17 protein-coding genes and 1 pseudogene are annotated in these 16,114 nt (G+C 35.5%); 3 read left to right on the top strand and 15 right to left on the bottom strand.

All coding sequences use genetic code 11. The annotated features are described in order from the left end of the window. Nucleotides 1-76: 76 nt before the first annotated feature. The 10 genes and pseudogenes from AC0ONG_RS01060 to AC0ONG_RS01015 all read right to left on the bottom strand — a co-directional run bounded on the left by AC0ONG_RS01060 (nucleotide 77) and on the right by AC0ONG_RS01015 (nucleotide 9,573). Nucleotides 77-297: pseudogene (locus AC0ONG_RS01060) on the bottom strand (hypothetical protein). Next, complete coding sequence (locus tag AC0ONG_RS01055; protein WP_012614731.1) at nucleotides 266-1,810, bottom strand: glycosyltransferase family 2 protein; 1,545 nt, start codon at nucleotides 1,808-1,810, stop codon at nucleotides 266-268. The pseudogene AC0ONG_RS01060 and the gene AC0ONG_RS01055 overlap by 32 nt, the downstream one beginning before the upstream one ends. Continuing rightward, nucleotides 1,803-2,768: an NAD-dependent epimerase/dehydratase family protein gene (locus AC0ONG_RS01050; RefSeq protein WP_000037052.1), complete on the bottom strand. Its 966-nt coding sequence runs from the start codon at nucleotides 2,766-2,768 to the stop codon at nucleotides 1,803-1,805. Before AC0ONG_RS01050 ends, AC0ONG_RS01055 begins: the two co-directional genes overlap by 8 nt. Beyond that, nucleotides 2,765-4,009, bottom strand: a complete 1,245-nt coding sequence (locus tag AC0ONG_RS01045) for a nucleotide sugar dehydrogenase (protein ID WP_000994266.1) — start codon at nucleotides 4,007-4,009, stop codon at nucleotides 2,765-2,767. The genes AC0ONG_RS01050 and AC0ONG_RS01045 overlap by 4 nt, the downstream gene beginning before the upstream one ends. Beyond that, complete coding sequence (locus tag AC0ONG_RS01040; protein ID WP_012614730.1) at nucleotides 3,999-5,546, bottom strand: glycosyltransferase family 2 protein; 1,548 nt, start codon at nucleotides 5,544-5,546, stop codon at nucleotides 3,999-4,001. The genes AC0ONG_RS01045 and AC0ONG_RS01040 overlap by 11 nt, the downstream gene beginning before the upstream one ends. Before the next feature lie 13 nt (nucleotides 5,547-5,559). Further along, nucleotides 5,560-5,754 carry an LSm family protein gene (locus tag AC0ONG_RS01035; RefSeq protein ID WP_000899475.1) on the bottom strand — a complete coding sequence of 65 codons (195 nt, stop codon included), beginning with the start codon at nucleotides 5,752-5,754 and terminating at the stop codon, nucleotides 5,560-5,562. Between the two features lie 16 nt (nucleotides 5,755-5,770). Then, a complete protein-coding gene (locus AC0ONG_RS01030; protein WP_000335512.1) occupies nucleotides 5,771-6,172 on the bottom strand; it encodes an LSm family protein in 402 nt (133 codons plus the stop codon). Nucleotides 6,173-6,327: 155 nt separating this feature from the next. Next, nucleotides 6,328-7,572 carry a serine hydrolase domain-containing protein gene (locus AC0ONG_RS01025; RefSeq protein ID WP_000371815.1) on the bottom strand — a complete coding sequence of 415 codons (1,245 nt, stop codon included), beginning with the start codon at nucleotides 7,570-7,572 and terminating at the stop codon, nucleotides 6,328-6,330. Nucleotides 7,573-7,823: 251 nt separating this feature from the next. Further along, the gene (gene nagE, locus AC0ONG_RS01020; RefSeq protein WP_000938888.1) at nucleotides 7,824-9,317 is read right to left on the bottom strand and encodes an N-acetylglucosamine-specific PTS transporter subunit IIBC; all 1,494 of its coding nucleotides are present in this window, start codon (nucleotides 9,315-9,317) and stop codon (nucleotides 7,824-7,826) included. A gap of 142 nt (nucleotides 9,318-9,459) precedes the next feature. Further along, on the bottom strand, nucleotides 9,460-9,573 hold the full coding sequence (locus AC0ONG_RS01015; RefSeq protein ID WP_003276512.1) for a hypothetical protein: 114 nt from the start codon (nucleotides 9,571-9,573) through the stop codon (nucleotides 9,460-9,462). A 69-nt stretch (nucleotides 9,574-9,642) separates the two neighbouring features. Between AC0ONG_RS01015 and glsA the strand changes: the two genes are divergently transcribed. Continuing rightward, on the top strand, nucleotides 9,643-10,572 hold the full coding sequence (gene glsA / locus AC0ONG_RS01010; protein WP_001149844.1) for a glutaminase A: 930 nt from the start codon (nucleotides 9,643-9,645) through the stop codon (nucleotides 10,570-10,572). Nucleotides 10,573-10,730: 158 nt separating this feature from the next. Further along, a complete protein-coding gene (locus AC0ONG_RS01005; protein ID WP_000766603.1) occupies nucleotides 10,731-11,072 on the top strand; it encodes a DUF3969 family protein in 342 nt (113 codons plus the stop codon). A gap of 23 nt (nucleotides 11,073-11,095) precedes the next feature. Here AC0ONG_RS01005 and AC0ONG_RS01000 read toward each other — a convergent pair whose 3' ends face one another. Continuing rightward, the gene (locus tag AC0ONG_RS01000) at nucleotides 11,096-11,254 is read right to left on the bottom strand and encodes a hypothetical protein (protein WP_000532409.1); all 159 of its coding nucleotides are present in this window, start codon (nucleotides 11,252-11,254) and stop codon (nucleotides 11,096-11,098) included. A gap of 114 nt (nucleotides 11,255-11,368) precedes the next feature. After that, nucleotides 11,369-11,980 (bottom strand): sporulation membrane protein YtaF, encoded by a 612-nt coding sequence (gene ytaF / locus AC0ONG_RS00995; RefSeq protein ID WP_000100730.1) that lies wholly within the window; start codon nucleotides 11,978-11,980, stop codon nucleotides 11,369-11,371. A gap of 130 nt (nucleotides 11,981-12,110) precedes the next feature. Here ytaF and AC0ONG_RS00990 point away from each other — a divergent pair, with 130 nt between their 5' ends. Then, on the top strand, nucleotides 12,111-12,764 hold the full coding sequence (locus AC0ONG_RS00990) for a DUF1232 domain-containing protein (RefSeq protein ID WP_001262777.1): 654 nt from the start codon (nucleotides 12,111-12,113) through the stop codon (nucleotides 12,762-12,764). Between the two features lie 99 nt (nucleotides 12,765-12,863). Here AC0ONG_RS00990 and AC0ONG_RS00985 read toward each other — a convergent pair whose 3' ends face one another. From AC0ONG_RS00985 to AC0ONG_RS00975, 3 genes are all read right to left on the bottom strand, one after another. After that, a complete protein-coding gene (locus tag AC0ONG_RS00985) occupies nucleotides 12,864-14,138 on the bottom strand; it encodes an acetylornithine deacetylase (protein ID WP_001067752.1) in 1,275 nt (424 codons plus the stop codon). 95 nt (nucleotides 14,139-14,233) lie between these two features. Continuing rightward, the gene (locus AC0ONG_RS00980) at nucleotides 14,234-15,655 is read right to left on the bottom strand and encodes an amino acid permease (RefSeq protein WP_000969252.1); all 1,422 of its coding nucleotides are present in this window, start codon (nucleotides 15,653-15,655) and stop codon (nucleotides 14,234-14,236) included. Nucleotides 15,656-15,760: 105 nt separating this feature from the next. Continuing rightward, on the bottom strand, nucleotides 15,761-16,015 hold the full coding sequence (locus tag AC0ONG_RS00975; RefSeq protein WP_000859489.1) for a biotin/lipoyl attachment domain-containing protein: 255 nt from the start codon (nucleotides 16,013-16,015) through the stop codon (nucleotides 15,761-15,763). Between the last annotated feature and the right edge of the window lie 99 nt (nucleotides 16,016-16,114).

The raw sequence follows: 16,114 nt of genomic DNA, 5'->3' as shown, positions 1-16,114 counted from the left end.
TTTTAAGAAAGTGAACGAAATAGTTGTGACATGTTTGTGAAAAGTTGAGCAAACCACTATATATATAGTGGTAACTTCATTTAAAAGTCTTTAAAATTAACCCTTTCCTTAATTGTATTTTTTTGGTATTCTTATATACGAGTCCTATTTTGTAATATAAGAACAATACCCATTGTAGAACTGTAATACTCTTATCTCCTAATCTGTTATAGTTTTTATAACAGAACAAAAAAGTGTACACATGTTGTACACTTTTTTGTTACTTCTATAAAACATCTCTTTTTCTATTGCCATCATAGAATCCGCCACGATTGTCTGTTAATGCAATTATTTGCTCTAGTCCCTCTATATGATCACCTATAATTCGAAGTACAGCTGGAGGATGACCTATTTTTGCAAAATGTTCACTGGGACGAATACGGTTCATCTTATCAACCTCAACACGATATACACACGCAATTTCAAATCCAGAAAGAAGAGCCTTCACTTGTGCTACACAAGGTGACAATAAAGATTTATACCCAATTGCTTTCAAACACTTGTGGCTAAATGCATTAGGTACCGCAATAAGTGATCCTACCCCTAAATCCTTTCTATCACAAGCTAAATTTAGTGCATACTTAAACGCAGTTACAAGATGAAGTGGTACTCTTAGATCTAAATAATGATTTAAATCATTTAATGCGACGTCCTTTCCATCTGCAATAGCTTTTGCAAAAGGATATAGCTCCCTAGCTGGAATAACAAAATCACCATCTATAAATAACACAATTTCTCCTTTTGCAAAATAAGTTCCAAGTGAACGCCCTACATCGTTTCCAAGGGCTTCTTTATATACAATTGTCGTTGCGCCCTTGTCTTTTGCAATCGTTGCTGTTTTATCTGACGAACCATTTACGACGACGATGATTTCAAAAGGTTCAATTTTACGAAGCTCTTCTATAACGTTTCCAATTGTTTTCTCTTCATCTTGTACAGGAATAACAACCGATAGTTGCTTTCCTTTATACAAATTGGATGTAACGCCCCATCCTTGATAAAAATCTTCGAAATTTAAAGTATGATAGACGCTATTCCTTTTCCTATTTCCATCATAATATCCCCCGCGTGTATCACTGCTTACTATCCGTTCCGCAACAGCTTCTATATGATCACCTATCATTCTTCTTTCAGATTGAGAAAGGCTCGTGCCATATGCAGCATGTTCAACCGGTCGAAATTTATTCGGCGTAATAACATCAATAGCACAATGACGGCTAATTCTCCATTTACTTTGTGCTATACGTAAATGAGCTACAATAGGATTAACTAAACATTCGTATCCAATACTCTGGACGACTTCTTTCGTCAACGCATGAGGTACAGATAATAAAGAATCTATTTTTAATTCTTCACGCTCTAACATTGCATTTAATATTTGACGCCACACTGTAACAGAATGGGGTTTTTGTTTCTTTAAAAACAATGCGTCCAAATTATTTAAAACGATGTCAGTCTGATCATGTAAAATCGGATTAAGAAACAATTGTAATTTTGAAGTTGGAATAGCAAAGTCCCCATCTATAAATAGTAATACATCACCTATCGCATATTTTGCGCCAACTGCACGTCCAACATCGTTTCCTAATAGTTCTGTATGCCTGATTACTTTACATCCTAACCGATTAGCAACCTCTTCTGTACCATCATTACAACCATTTGCTATTACAATAATCTCTACTGGATTTAACGGTTTTACCGATTGAATAACGTCTGAAATTGTATCCACTTCATTACTTGCAGGAATAATAACTGATAGCGACTTAGCCATTGTTTTCTTCATGAAACCACTTAATAGTTTCTTTCAATCCTTGTTCCCACGTTACTGTCGCTTGAAATTGAACAAGCTCTCTTAACTTCGTTACGTTCGGCCTTCTATTTGGAATTTCTTCAAAGCCATGTGGATATACTTCCTCAAAAGGAACTTGTATAATTTTTGAAGAAGATTTCGTTAGTTTTTTAATTGTTTCTGCTACTTCTTTTATACTCTTTTCGTTCTCGGAACCTATATTAATAATCTCACCATTTACCTTCTCATCCATTGCTCGAATCGTTGCCTCTACCGCATCACTTACATACGTAAAGCAACGTGTCTGCTTTCCATCTCCATATACGAGAATATCTTCTCCTTGCAGGGCCGCACTGATAAATCGCGGGATTACCCCTGCATACGGACCATCTTTCGCTCTTGGACCATAAATATTAAAATAACGAACAATTGTTACCGGTAAACCTTCTAATGCGTAGCCTAAACATAATGTTTCTTCTAATGTTTTACACACTGCATAACTCCAACGTATTTTAGAAGTTGCCCCGTACAATCGGTCCCCTTCTTCTGAGAAAGGCGGTTTGCCCTTGCCATATACTTCGGAAGTAGATGCAAAAACTACTTTCTTCTTTCCTTTTAATGCTGCTTGTAAAATGTTTCTCGTTCCATCAAAATTCGTTTCAATGAGCTCTATACTTTTTTCCATTGTCGTTTTAACACCTAAAATTGCTGCTAAATGAAACACTACATCATGTTGATTTACTAACTCATAAATAGAATTTTTGTCTAAAACACTTATTGGAATAACCCGCATCTCTCTCATTAGCTCATTATGATACTTATTTTTCCCTTTATAGAAGTTATCCACAATCGTGACTTCATAACCCCTTCTCACCAACTCTTCAGCTAAATGAGATCCAATAAATCCGGCCCCACCTGTAATTAAACATTTCTTACTCATACACTCACCTTCTTTATAATTCCCCTTGTATCTATTACTCGGTTCATTCCTTTAAAAAGCTTCCAATCGATATTAGAATGATCAGTTAAAATTAAAATACAACCTGCCTCTTTAACTGTTTGTTCATCCAAGGCAACGGATTGATACACCTTATCTCCAATTTCTGCAGAAGAAATATATGAATCATGGTATTTTATCTTGTATCCTTCTTTTATTAGTAATTGAATAATTGGCAAAGCCGGTGATTCCCTCAAATCATTTACATCTTTCTTATACGCGATTCCTACAATTAAAACTAGTCCGGGTGATTGCACCATGCCCTTTACTTTCCGGACAATTTTCTCTGGCATTTCTTCATTAATTACATGTGCCGCCTCAATTAATTGACTAATTGCCCCATTCTTTTTTATTCTCCATTGAAAATATAAAGGATCTACGGGAATACAGTGCCCCCCTATCCCTGGTCCTGGCCAATACGGAGTAAATCCAAACGGTTTTGTAGATGCCGCTTCAATAACCTCATAAAAATCAATCCCTAAACTTTCACATAGTGTGTTTAACTCATTTACTAAAGAAATGTTAACTAAGCGCTGAATATTTTCAAATAGCTTACACATCTCTGCTACTTTCGGAGAGCTAACAGGTACAACTACGTCAAAAATGCTACTATATAAATCCTGTACTTTTTGTTTGCACTTTTCTGTTTGTCCACTAATAACTTTTGGAATAGCTTGAACTGAATATTGACTATTTGCTGGATCAATTCTCTCAGGAGAATATCCAATATAGAAATCTTCTCCTACCTTTTTGCCGGCTTGAGAAATAATAGGAATAATAACTTCCTCAAGTGTGCCTGGGTATGTGGAACTTTCAAAAATGAAGGTTTGTCCTTTTTGGAGATTTTGTTGTATATAATGCGAAGCTGAAATGAGGGCACTTAAATCTGGTTCTCTTCGTTCATTAATTGGAGTTGGAACAGTAACAATAACATAATCACTATTTTGGAAATCAGTAATACCTTTATCTGGTGTATTTACTATTAATTTATTTTTAGTCAATAAACTTTGTAACACTTTAGAAGAAACATCTGGAATATAACTTTCTCCTTTTATAATCGATTCTATTTTTCTAGTATCTTTATCTAATCCTAGTACGGTATATCCTCTTTCTGCAAAATGGACTGCTAAAGGAAGACCAACATACCCTAATCCAATAATAGCTACTTTACTACTAGCATTCATCTGTATTCTTTTCTTCCTTTCTCAATTGTTGAATAATGTCTCTATCGCGATCTCCATCCGTAAAACTCCCACGTTCGTCTGTATATTGTAATAGATAAGCAATCGCCTCAAGTTGATCACCGAAAATACGGTCAAATGCCGGAATACGTCCATTTACAAACCCATGTTGCTCCGGGCGTACCCGATTGGTTTTTATAACATCTACAAATTCTACTGCTGTAATAGAAAAAACCTCCAAAATAGCTTTCATTTGGGCTAATGGCGGAATAACAAGCGAGTCATATCCTATTTTCTCTATTACCCTTTTATGCATAGCATGTGGTACTGCCGTTAATGAGTTATTCCATAAATCCGGTCTTTTCGCTACTAAATTCACAAAATATTTCCCCATACTAATTGGATCTGCAGGATGAAACATATCTAATAAGCATTGTAAATCATTTAAAACCACGTCACTTCCATCTTCAACAGCTTGCAAAAATGGAGTGAGTTTTTTTGCTGGAATAACAAAATCACCATCAACGAATAAACAAATATCTGCCGTAGCATGCATGGCACCTATCGCTCGTGCTACATTATGTCCAAGCGCCTTCGTAAATTCAACAACAATAACATTTTCTAGCTTTGCGTGTTTAACAGTCTCAAAATCTGCGCCATTCGCGACAACAATAATTTCATCTACCCCTGCTTTTTTCACTTCTTGTATAACAGATCTTATCGTCATTTTTTCTTCTGACACTGGTATAATCGCACTATATTTCGCTTTTTCCTTCTTTAATACAACGGGTTTATAGTTCCCTATAAACTCTCTATCCCTGTTTCCCTCCGAAAAACCGCCGCGTTTACCATATGTTTCGATTACGTATTGTAAAGCACGTAAATGATCACCCATAATACGGCTAGTCGCTTTCGGATAAGGAGAACCAGGTGATGTTCCCGTATGCACAGGACGAACCTTATTTGTGTGAATTACATCGACCGAAGCCGTATCAACAATATCTACTCCTCTAGACATCGCCATCGCTTGAAATAGTGCTGGATCTGCTAAATTCCACCACCCAAGTTTCTCGATAACTTTCCTGTTCATCGCATGTGGAATTGCGATTAAAGATCCAACAACAAGCTCCTTTTTATTCAAATAACGATTCAACATGAACTTTCCAACTGTCGTATAATGTGGTCTCATCTTTAAATAAACCGACCATGTTAAATTATTCACAACAATTTGATGCCCTTGTTGAATCCCTTTCACGAAACGTTGTAACTCTTTACTATCAATAACAATATCACCATCTAAAAACAAGACAATTTCACCTTTTGCTTCTCTAGCTCCAATAGCCCGTCCAACATCATTGCCAAGAGAATGTTTATAATAAATCATGTGACAATGATGTTGTAACGCTATTTTTTTCGTCCCATCTGTTGACCCATTATCTACCACGATAATTTCGTAAGGCTCGAGCTTCTCCACTTCTACTAAAACTTGCGATAAAGTACTCGCTTCATTGTGCGCTGGAATAACAACTGATACTCTCATACTTGTATCACGCTTACCCTTCCAATCGAACATAAGCAATAATAGGAGTACGCACAATTACATCTTCCGGTGGTCCATAAGAAGGAGAAGTACGCACAATTATCGCCCCATCTGTCACAGATAAAAGAATGCCTGTAACAATTTCTACAGCTGTCACAACTTGCACTAGCTCACCAACATGGTTACGTAATTCATCAGTAAATAACATATATAACTCTCCTTTCTTACACTTCTTTAATTGATATAATGCTTGTAAATGGTAATAAAACTTCAGTTCCTATTCCTTCTTGCAATGTTAAGAAATCATCACCAACTGCTACAATAACGCCTGTTAATTGTCCAACCGTCACCGTAATTTCTACGTTTTTACCTAAATACTGCTTTGCAATTTCTTTAAAAGGTGATGTATTGCATTCTTTTAAAATATTACAAATAATAGATTGAAATTGGCTTGATTTTATAAATTCTTCCGTAGCTTGCTTAGAGTTTCTTTGAATAAACCTTGCAAAGTTTTGCGAAAATAAAAGTCGTTCCACAGCAGGCAATAATTTGTCATCTAAAAAATAGCCTAATTGTCTATTAAATAATCTTGATAACTTATGCCAATATTTTCCGAACAGACACATACACTTCTCCTCCTATTATTTTTAGATTACAAAATTTTACATCCATACATCTTAATGTATACAAAACAGATATTTTTGTGATAGGTAAGACATACATTTTCTAAAAGAAATATTTGTTTAAGGGCATAAAAAAAACTATCCAAAAGGATAGTTTCTTACACTTCAATATTCCGCAACATTGTATAAATGTCGTTATTCACTTTACCAAACGATTTAATGTTGTTTTGGATGTTAGATAATAAAACGACATACACACTTCCGCTTTTACTAAATCCATTTAAGCAATTCCATCCTGGCATTACACCGTGATTCGAATAACTTCCTGGGTCTACGTACCATCCAAATCCGTAATCTTTTTTTCCGCCTGTAAACATTTGATCATAGCTCTCTTTTGAAATTAACTTTCCAGAGAAGAGTGCTTCGTTAAATAAATATAAATCATGTGCACTCGTATATATATCACCACAACCATATAGTTGTGACATGCTCGGAATATTAGGTGTTGTCATATTGTTATTTACTATTTTATAACCCGTTGATGGGAATCTTGTTTGTTCTAATTCTGTGCCAAAACCAGAATGTTTCATACCCACAGTAGCAAAAATATGTTGTTTAATATATTCTTCGAGCGGCTGTCCACTTACCTTCTCGGCAATGTATGCAAGTATAGAGTAGTTCGAATCGGAATACTTCCACTTCTCTCCTGGACCACCAATACGCTTTTGATTTCCTATTCGCTTTATCAGTTCTTCATGAGAAATATCTTCTTTTCCCTGCTCATATTCTGGAATCCCTGATGTATGTGTTAATAGATGTTTTAGCTGAATACTATTACCTTGTGGAAAATCTGGAATATACTTCGCAACAGTATCTTCTACTTGTAATTTTTTTTGATCTTTCAACTGCATAATAGCGGTTGCTACAAACGCCTTTGAAATAGAACCAATATAAAAAGTCGTCTCTGAATTATTGGGTACTTGCTGCTCTTTATTTGCCATACCGTACCCTTTATTCAGAAGAACTTTTCCGTTCTTCACAATAACAGCTGTCCCGCTAAATCCTGCGTTTTGTAAATACTGGTCCAATTGAGCGTTTTCATTAATTTCTTGAGGTGGTCCTTCAGTAGGCTGTTCCGCAGCTTGCGCTTGCTTCACTTGTTCTTCCTGCTCTTTTTGTTTTTGTTCTTCTTGCTTCTTTTTTTCTTCTTCTTTCTTTTTTAGCTCTTCTTGTTTCTTCATTTCTGCTGCCGCTTTTAAAGTTTCTTCTTTCTTATTATGCTCAACAATTTTTGTATACATGAAATATACAAGTGATAATAGTAAGACGAGAATGATTGTCCTTTTTATGTATACAATCGGCCGATGTGCTTTCCCATTCGCATTATTTTTTTCCTGATCCATAATTGCTTTTTTCCCCTTACTCACCAATAATTTAATTCCTCTACTAAAGATTTATTTTAGTAGATTATGGATAATCCATTCTATATCATCCCTACTTTATCACGCACTGCAGATATTACCAACCCATATGTACAAAAAAGAAAAAGAAAATTTACAAAAGTAAGATTCCCTTTAAATTATTAAAAAAAAAGAGGATATCCTGTAAAAAATTGATGTTATCAATCTTTTTGGACATCCTCTTATCTCATTATTTATACGTGTTTTTTCATATCATCGGCAACAGATTCAACATTTGTACCTACGATAACTTGTACACTTGTGTCACTTAATTTCATAACGCCTTTTGCACCGGCACGTTTTAATGCTGCTTCGTTTACTTGACTAGCATCTTTTACTTGTAAGCGTAGACGTGTTGCACAGTTATCAATAACTGTTAAGTTTTCTTTTCCACCTAGAGCTGCTACGTAAGTTTCACCAATTGAACCTGCAACTGGTGCATCCACATCTTCAACTAACTCATCGTCATCTTCACGACCTGGAGTTTTTAAGTTGAACTTCTTAATTAAGAAGTAGAATACTGCAAAGTAAATTGCTGCATAAATTAAACCGATACCTGCTAATAATACAGGTTTTGTTGCAATACCAAAGTTAATAACATAATCAATAGCACCTGCGCTAAATGTGAAACCATCACGAATGCCAAGTGATGTTGTTATGAATAAAGAAAGACCTGTTAATACTGCATGCACACCATATAATACTGGTGATAAGAACATGAATGAGAATTCGATTGGCTCTGTAATACCAGTTAAGAATGAAGTTAATGCTAAACCAGCTAACATACCAGTAACTGCTTTGCGTTTTTCTGGTTTAGCAGCCGCAATCATTGCGAAACACGCTGCTGGTAAACCAAACATCATAACTGGGAAGAAACCAGTCATAAACATACCTGCTGATGGATCTTTTGCAAAGAAACGAGCAATATCACCATGAACAAGATCACCAGCTGCATTTGTAAAGTCACCAAGTACAAACCAGAAATAAGTGTTCATTACGTGATGTAAACCGATTGGAATTAATAAACGGTTTAATAATCCGAATAACCCTGCACCGATTGAACCTAGGTTTACAATACCGTGTGACACTGCATCAATACCAGTTTGGATTGTTGGCCAAATTTGACCAAATAATAATCCTAAAAGAAGCATTACAATAGACGTAATGATCGGTACGAAACGTTTTCCAGCGAAGAATCCTAACCATTCTGGTAGTTTAATCTTATGGAATTTGTTGTATAGTAATCCAGCGATAACCCCGGCAATAATACCACCGAGTATAGCCATATTTATTTTTGGTGTCAAAGCTGCTGCTTTAGAAACTTTATTCATCGTATCTGCTAATTTAGTTGGATCTACTGAACCGACTAAATCTTGAACACTTTTTAATTTATCATTTAATTCTGCTGTTGAGTAAGTAACACTTAAAGCATTAGTTGTATTCTTCATAACTAAATAACCAATTGCACCTGCAAGACCAGCTGCACCACTACCGTCAACAGATAAGCCGATTGCAACACCAATTGCAAAAATAAGTGCTAAATTATCAAAAATTGCTGCACCGGCCTGTGCCATAACAGGAATGTTTAATACGTCTTCTTGTCCTAGACGAAGCAATAATCCTGCTGCTGGTAGTACTGCGATCGGAAGCATTAAAGCTTTACCAATACGTTGTAAAAACTGCAACATTTTAATTCCCCCTAATTCAATTTATGAAATCGTTATCATTATAAGTACGCCTTAGAAAACGCTTTCTATTTACATAACCATAATAACATATAGTTGTATAGATGTGTAGTTTTTATTTTTGGATTTTTTATGGATAAATCTCCTATTTCCAAACTGTTATATAAAAGGGAAATTCTCCTTTTTTAATACAGAGGACGCGAAACGAACGACCTACTATAGAACATGTAACTTTCGTTTTATCATTCCACTTTTTCATGTTATTATTTATTTCCGAGCATATCGGGAAAAGTAAACTTAGTTAATTCGAAATAGGAGCGTTGGTACTATGCAGTGCATTGAAACAAACAACTTACAACAGTTGTTAGAACAAGTAAAACCATATACAAAAAAAGGAAAACTTGCTACTTATATCCCCGAACTAGGAAATGCAAATCCAGACGATTTAGGGATTGCCATTTTCCATAAAGAATCAGAATATATCCATGCAGGCAACTCACAAACACTATTTACTCTTCAAAGTATTTCCAAAGTAATTACACTTGCCCTTGCCCTTTTAGACCGTGGCGAAGAATATGTATTTTCTAAAGTTGGAATGGAACCAACGGGTGACCCATTTAATTCTATTATTAAGTTAGAAACGACAAGTCCGTCCAAACCCCTTAATCCAATGATTAATGCAGGAGCATTAGCTATTACAAGCATGTTAGCAGGAAAAGATAACGAGGAAAAAATGGAGCGTATCCTTCATTTTGTACGTGAAATAACAGATAATCCTACTATTAATTATTCTTCTAAAGTTGCCAATTCAGAATTAGAGACAGCTTACTTAAATCGTTCACTTTGTTACTATATGAAACAAAACGGAATTATCGATTGTGACATCGAAGAACTTATGGATTTATACACTCGTCAATGTGCAGTTGAAGTAAACTGTATTGATTTAGCACGTATTGGCTTAATTTTTGCAATGGATGGATATGATCCATATAAAAAGAAACAGATTATCCCTAAACATATTACAAAAATTTGCAAAACATTTATGGTCACATGTGGTATGTATAACGAATCTGGTGAATTTGCAATCCGTGTTGGTATCCCTGCAAAAAGTGGTGTAGCCGGTGGCATTTTCGGCTGCGTAAAAGGTGAAATGGGAATCGGTATTTTTGGGCCAGCTTTAGATGCAAACGGAAATAGTATCGCTGGTTTTAAAATTCTTGAACTTCTTTCTGCTCAAGAAGGCTGGAGTATTTTTTAATGGAAAGTTATCCTGCTAGTATAGCGGGATTTTTTTATTTGATCTGTTATCAATATCCATACAAAAACGGTATTGAAAGTTTCTCTTTATTATGCATATTTGCTCCCCCCTCCCGAATAATATAGTACAACCTAGCGCTATATGTGGAGGTGTGAAAGATGAAACTAATATTTCAAATGGGAAAACAACCTGTTCTTGAAAAAACAATTCTTCTTTTTATATTGAGTATTGTAGAAAGCTTAAAGCTAAAAGTTGTTTCACTCGACGAAGCTCACCGATACATATTCAATTTAGAAGTACTTGAACTATTAATGGACCGGAACATCGATGATCAAGTACTTGAACTTATTCATTTCGGAATGGGACTTGAAGACATTCACCATGTGCTTCCTGAAGAACTTGAGCATACGATCGAAGAATTAAAGTGGCTTTGCATTCAAGTATTAAGTGAGTACAGTATGCATGAAGAATCCGAACAATTAATTGAAGATATACGGTAAAAAAAGCACCTATGTAGGTGCTTTTAATGTTTTTTTAAACTATTTTTATACGCCTCAATATTTACTGGTAGCTCTTCCTCTTCCAAAGTATGTTCATTTACATCTTTATGAATGAACGCACCTTTAGGTGGTTGATGATCATGCCCTTTTTTCTTATGATCAAATGCTTTCCCGCGTCCCATACAAATCCCCCTTTCTTAAAAGAAATCCGTATTAGTATGGAGAAAAGTACGTCGATATATGCAATCCCTTGCTGTATTTCCAAGGAAATACTCGAACCTTGTTTTCTACTCTCCTTACAACAACTGATCGATCCCAATAAGAATTAATAACACTCCTGCAATAACCGTCGCCCATTTCCCTAAGTATTCTGCTAAATATCGTTTTCCTACATACCCAAAACCACTTATGCAAATAAAACTAAACACCCCAGAAATAGTCGCTGTAAGCCAAAGGTTTAAATTTGTTACTCCAGCATCGAACCCACCTGCGATATTATTAATAGACAATGCAACCCCTAAAACAAGTGCTTCAGAAAAACTAATTGTTTTAGATCCATCGAAATCTGCTTTTTCTGGATCACGTAAAATTCCCATAAGTACATTATCATCTTTAGAACCTGCTGTATTTTTTTGACTCAAGAAAGGCTGGCATAAAATAAACACCCCGATTATCCCTAAAACGATTGCTCCAATCAAGTTTGCTGTAAACTCTGAAATAAATAACGCAATCCAGTTCCCAAAAAATCCCGCTAATAAAGTAAATAAAAATCCAAAGAATGCGATGATAAAATTGTTAAACCACGAAATACGAATTTTACGAATGCCATACGCAATTCCAACACCTGCATTATCTAAATTAGAAGCGATCCCGATTAAAAAAATTGAAAATAAGCCTGCCGTACTCATAAATAGTCACCCCTTTTTCTCACTTTTCAATGCATATTATGAAAATGTTGAGCAACTGTGCCTGTCTGTTTCATATACTTGTAATAAATGCTCAACATTTTTTCAACACTAAAAAAGGAGTGCCTACACTATGGCTAATGAAAACCCGAATGATCGGCTTGGTAAATTAATAAAAAAACTTTTAAAAGAACGCGCCCTATCTATGCGCCAACTAGGAATACTTACAAATATTGATCCTGCAACGGTCTCAAGAATTATTAATGGCAAACAACCGCCGAAACAAAAACATCTACAAAAATTTGCAGAATGTCTTCAAGTTCCACCCCAATTGTTATTTGATGAAATGTACCCTGATTCTCCTCACATAAATAAAGAAAAAACGGATATGTACACATCTCTTGATACCATTCAGCAAACTTTACAATCCTCTAACTTATTCGATTTCGATTACACTACAACTCGCGTAAAACAAGAACTCGAAAATTACGAACGCTATGCCCAGACAACAGAAGGCGAAAATCGTATTCGTGACAGTTTCGCAAGCAAATTAGAGCAAATTGATAGTGCTGGTCCTTTTATTGAACAATTAACAGATATGTATCAACAATTTTGCAATGAAACCATTTCAAAAGAAGAACGTGCAGTTCTTGGGAGCGCATTACTTTATTTCATTTTATCGACAGATATTATTCCCGACTATCTCTTTCCAATTGGCTATTTAGATGATGCGATTGCCGTTGAATTAGCAAAAGAGAAATTACTTGAAATGAAACGAAAGACATAGCAAAATAAAGAACTATTTCAGTTGTTTCTATTTAACTCTGAAATAGTTCACTAAAAAATAGTACAAGTATACATACCTGTACTATTTCAACATACTAATCTATTTTTTCATATGACACCATTCATATATAAATGCTGTTATTACTTTTGTAAATTCAATTAACTGCTCTACTTCTACTTTCTCATTTATTGAATGAGCTTCCTCTAATGTGCCTGGTCCGTAAATAACAGCCGGAATATGAAATTCACTAAACCAACCACCATCCGTTACCGTTGCAGACATATCTAAAATTGCGTTTTTAGAAAGAATTGATTCATGTACTGAGCTAAGCGTTTTTACAGCTGTATGTTCACTATCTATTTCTAAAGAAGGAAAAATTTCACCACGATCTACAATCATTGATTCTCCGCCCCACTTAAATTGTGGCGGATTTTCACTTAACCATGGATCGGCAGCTGCCACCTTTCCAATATACTCTTCAATTTCGTTTATTATTTGTTCATGTGTTTCATTCGGATAGAAGTGCACTGTTATCCACAATCGGCACTCATCCGCAATGAACGCCGCATGCCTTCCTCCCTCAATAACAGCTGGATTAATTGTTGTTGTTCCAGATGGATAGCCTTCATATGTTTTCATGACTGCCCAGTGGCGCTCTAATTCTTGTAAGCTTTGCACAATTTTCATCATTTTTTCAATCGCACTCGCTCCAAATAAACGTCCTCCAGCATGGATCATTTGTCTACGCGTTGCATCATGAAACGTTTGCGGACTTTTCACTGTAATCCATCCAGTAATGACACCGCCTTGCCCTTGCATATGTAAATCACTCGTATCCACTACGACTGCAAAATCAGCATCGTAACCCCTTTTGCAGCATTGAAGTGTACCTGCTTCTCCAACTTCTTCTCCAATTACTGATTGAAAAGTTAAATCTCCAGGTAATTCAATACCAGCTTCTTGTAAAAGTTGAATGGCAAATAGCGCTCCAGCCAACCCACCTTTCATATCTGCTGCGCCACGTCCAACTAACCAGCCATCTTTTATAAATGGATTAAATGGATTTGTTTCCCACGCCTCATCTGCTGAAACTTCAGCTACATCCATATGCCCATTAATAATAAGACTTTTATATGAGTCACTTTTTATTCCTTTTTTTACTCCAACAACGTTCGGATCATTCCGATATACATCCCATTTATCAATACTAAAATTTCGTTTTCTTAAAAACTCTGCAATAAATTCTTGCGCTTCATTTGTATTTCTCGCTGGTGGTGCTGGTGTTTCAAAACGAATTAAAGTTTTTGTAAGTTCTAGTAATTCCTCTTTCCTTGAATCTATTTGTTTTAACAACTGCGAAACTTCTGGATTCATCGCTAATTCCCCTTTGCATACATAGTATGTTTCCAGCTTTATTTTCACAAAAAAAGAGACTGTTTACAATTTTACAGTCTCCTAATTAATCACTATTATAAATTCTCTACTTCCGTTGTATTTGTCTTTTCAATATGCTCCACATTACTTCCCTTATTTCTTGTAGCACGATAAAACAGTAAACAAACAATCATAAATGGAATACCACAATACAATGCCATTCTTTGTTCTGGAATAAAGGCCATGCCAACGATTACTGTTAAATTTAATACTAACGCAAGAAGTGGTACAAATGGATACAATGGTGTTTTAAATTTCAAGTCCTTAACATCCCCGCCCCGCTTCATGTATGACCTTCTAGCTAATAAATTTGATAAAGCAATAGATGCCCAAACTAGTATCGCTCCGAACCCAGCGATAGAAAGCAGCCATAAATAAACTGTATCTTCCGCATAAATACCTGATAGTAGTGAGAGACACCCTACAATTGTGCTTACGATTAATGCATAAATAGGAACACCGTTTTTAGATAACTTGCCAAAAATTGGACTAATCATTCCTTGATTAGACATAGACCATAGCATACGCGAAGTTGCATATAATCCTGAATTCGCAACGGATAGTACTGCTGTAATAATAACGAAATTTATAATATCTGCTGCATAAGGAATACCAATTTTATCAAATACAACTACGAATGGACTTTCTATTACTCCTGCTTGCTGCCAAGGGAATAGTCCAGCAAGAATAAAAATAGATAGTACAAAGAAAACAAGTATACGCCAAACTGTATTGTTAATTGCCTTCGGGATCGTTTTCTCTGGATTTTCACTCTCACCTGCTGCAATACCAACTAATTCTGTTCCTTGGAAAGAAAAATTAACTGCAATCATTGTAATTAAAATGGCTGATAATCCATTTGGAAACAATCCACCATAATCAGTAAAGCTAGAGAACATTGGCGCTGGTTCATTTCCTTTCATATCTAGAAAACCAAACATTGCTGCCCCGCCCAAAATAATAAATGCAATAATTGTAATTACTTTAATACTTGCAAACCAAAATTCCACTTCCGCAAAACTTCTTGAAGATAACGCATTAATAGCAAAGAGCAGTACTGCGAACACTACACACCAAATCCATGACGGTACATCGGGAAACCAGCGTTTCATCAAAATACTAACTGCAATTAATTCAATGCCTATCGTAGCAGACCAGTTTAACCACGACATCCATCCCACTACATAACCCGCTGCAGGGGAAATGTGCTTTGTCGCATACGTTTGATAAGACCCTGCGTCAGGCATCGCAACAGCTAATTCTCCTAAACAGAGCATCGTTAAATACATTACAAATCCACCGACAAGATACGCTACAATTGCTCCTCCAGGTCCAGCTTCATGAATCGTATAACCTGACCCTAAAAAAAGTCCTGTACCAATAACTCCACCGAGTGCAATCATAAATATGTGCCTGCTTTTCAATTCTCTTTTTAATCCTTGGTTTTGATCCATCATATAAATCCCCCTTTTCACTTTGCCAACCCATTTAATGTAAGCGTTTTTAAAATTATTCACCGTAAAAATAATGAGTTAAAAGAGCAAAATTACACGTCACTTACATTAATCACTGCCTGTTACTAAAAGGTCATCCCTTACTGTTATTAATAACTTTTGATCAGCAATAGCTTGTCCTTCTACTACTTCTAATGATTCAATATAACCACTGATCCCTATCTTAATTTCTACTTTCTGTTTATCTATTGTTTCAATTAACGCTAATTTCTCCCACTCGTATACGTAAGAACTTTCCGTAACAAATAACTTCTCTACTTTTCCATAACAAGGACTATACACACCTTCTATAACTGTCTTCACTTTATAAATTCCCCCTCTTATTAATTGACACCGCAACGTTGTATATCCTATAAAAATTCATATTCTCCCCTCTAGAGATTTCGAATATTATTTATGCAA

The organism is Bacillus sp. TCT6 (assembly GCF_056033845.1).
The sequence above is the reverse complement of the archived record's forward strand: the minus strand, read 5'-3'. Positions and strand labels throughout refer to the sequence as shown.

What these genes read in the sequence shown, in the direction of transcription:
- AC0ONG_RS01055 (WP_012614731.1), bottom strand. Translation starts at nt 1,810, where the DNA reads ATGGCTAAGTCGCTATCAGTTATTATTCCTGCAAGTAATGAAGTGGAT.
- AC0ONG_RS01050 (WP_000037052.1), bottom strand. Translation starts at nt 2,768, where the DNA reads ATGAGTAAGAAATGTTTAATTACAGGTGGGGCCGGATTTATTGGATCT.
- AC0ONG_RS01045 (WP_000994266.1), bottom strand. Translation starts at nt 4,009, where the DNA reads ATGAATGCTAGTAGTAAAGTAGCTATTATTGGATTAGGGTATGTTGGT.
- AC0ONG_RS01040 (WP_012614730.1), bottom strand. Translation starts at nt 5,546, where the DNA reads ATGAGAGTATCAGTTGTTATTCCAGCGCACAATGAAGCGAGTACTTTA.
- AC0ONG_RS01035 (WP_000899475.1), bottom strand. Translation starts at nt 5,754, where the DNA reads ATGTTATTTACTGATGAATTACGTAACCATGTTGGTGAGCTAGTGCAA.
- AC0ONG_RS01030 (WP_000335512.1), bottom strand. Translation starts at nt 6,172, where the DNA reads ATGTGTCTGTTCGGAAAATATTGGCATAAGTTATCAAGATTATTTAAT.
- AC0ONG_RS01025 (WP_000371815.1), bottom strand. Translation starts at nt 7,572, where the DNA reads ATGGATCAGGAAAAAAATAATGCGAATGGGAAAGCACATCGGCCGATT.
- nagE (WP_000938888.1), bottom strand. Translation starts at nt 9,317, where the DNA reads ATGTTGCAGTTTTTACAACGTATTGGTAAAGCTTTAATGCTTCCGATC.
- AC0ONG_RS01015 (WP_003276512.1), bottom strand. Translation starts at nt 9,573, where the DNA reads ATGAAAAAGTGGAATGATAAAACGAAAGTTACATGTTCTATAGTAGGT.
- glsA (WP_001149844.1), top strand. Translation starts at nt 9,643, where the DNA reads ATGCAGTGCATTGAAACAAACAACTTACAACAGTTGTTAGAACAAGTA.
- AC0ONG_RS01005 (WP_000766603.1), top strand. Translation starts at nt 10,731, where the DNA reads ATGAAACTAATATTTCAAATGGGAAAACAACCTGTTCTTGAAAAAACA.
- AC0ONG_RS01000 (WP_000532409.1), bottom strand. Translation starts at nt 11,254, where the DNA reads ATGGGACGCGGGAAAGCATTTGATCATAAGAAAAAAGGGCATGATCAT.
- ytaF (WP_000100730.1), bottom strand. Translation starts at nt 11,980, where the DNA reads ATGAGTACGGCAGGCTTATTTTCAATTTTTTTAATCGGGATCGCTTCT.
- AC0ONG_RS00990 (WP_001262777.1), top strand. Translation starts at nt 12,111, where the DNA reads ATGGCTAATGAAAACCCGAATGATCGGCTTGGTAAATTAATAAAAAAA.
- AC0ONG_RS00985 (WP_001067752.1), bottom strand. Translation starts at nt 14,138, where the DNA reads ATGAATCCAGAAGTTTCGCAGTTGTTAAAACAAATAGATTCAAGGAAA.
- AC0ONG_RS00980 (WP_000969252.1), bottom strand. Translation starts at nt 15,655, where the DNA reads ATGATGGATCAAAACCAAGGATTAAAAAGAGAATTGAAAAGCAGGCAC.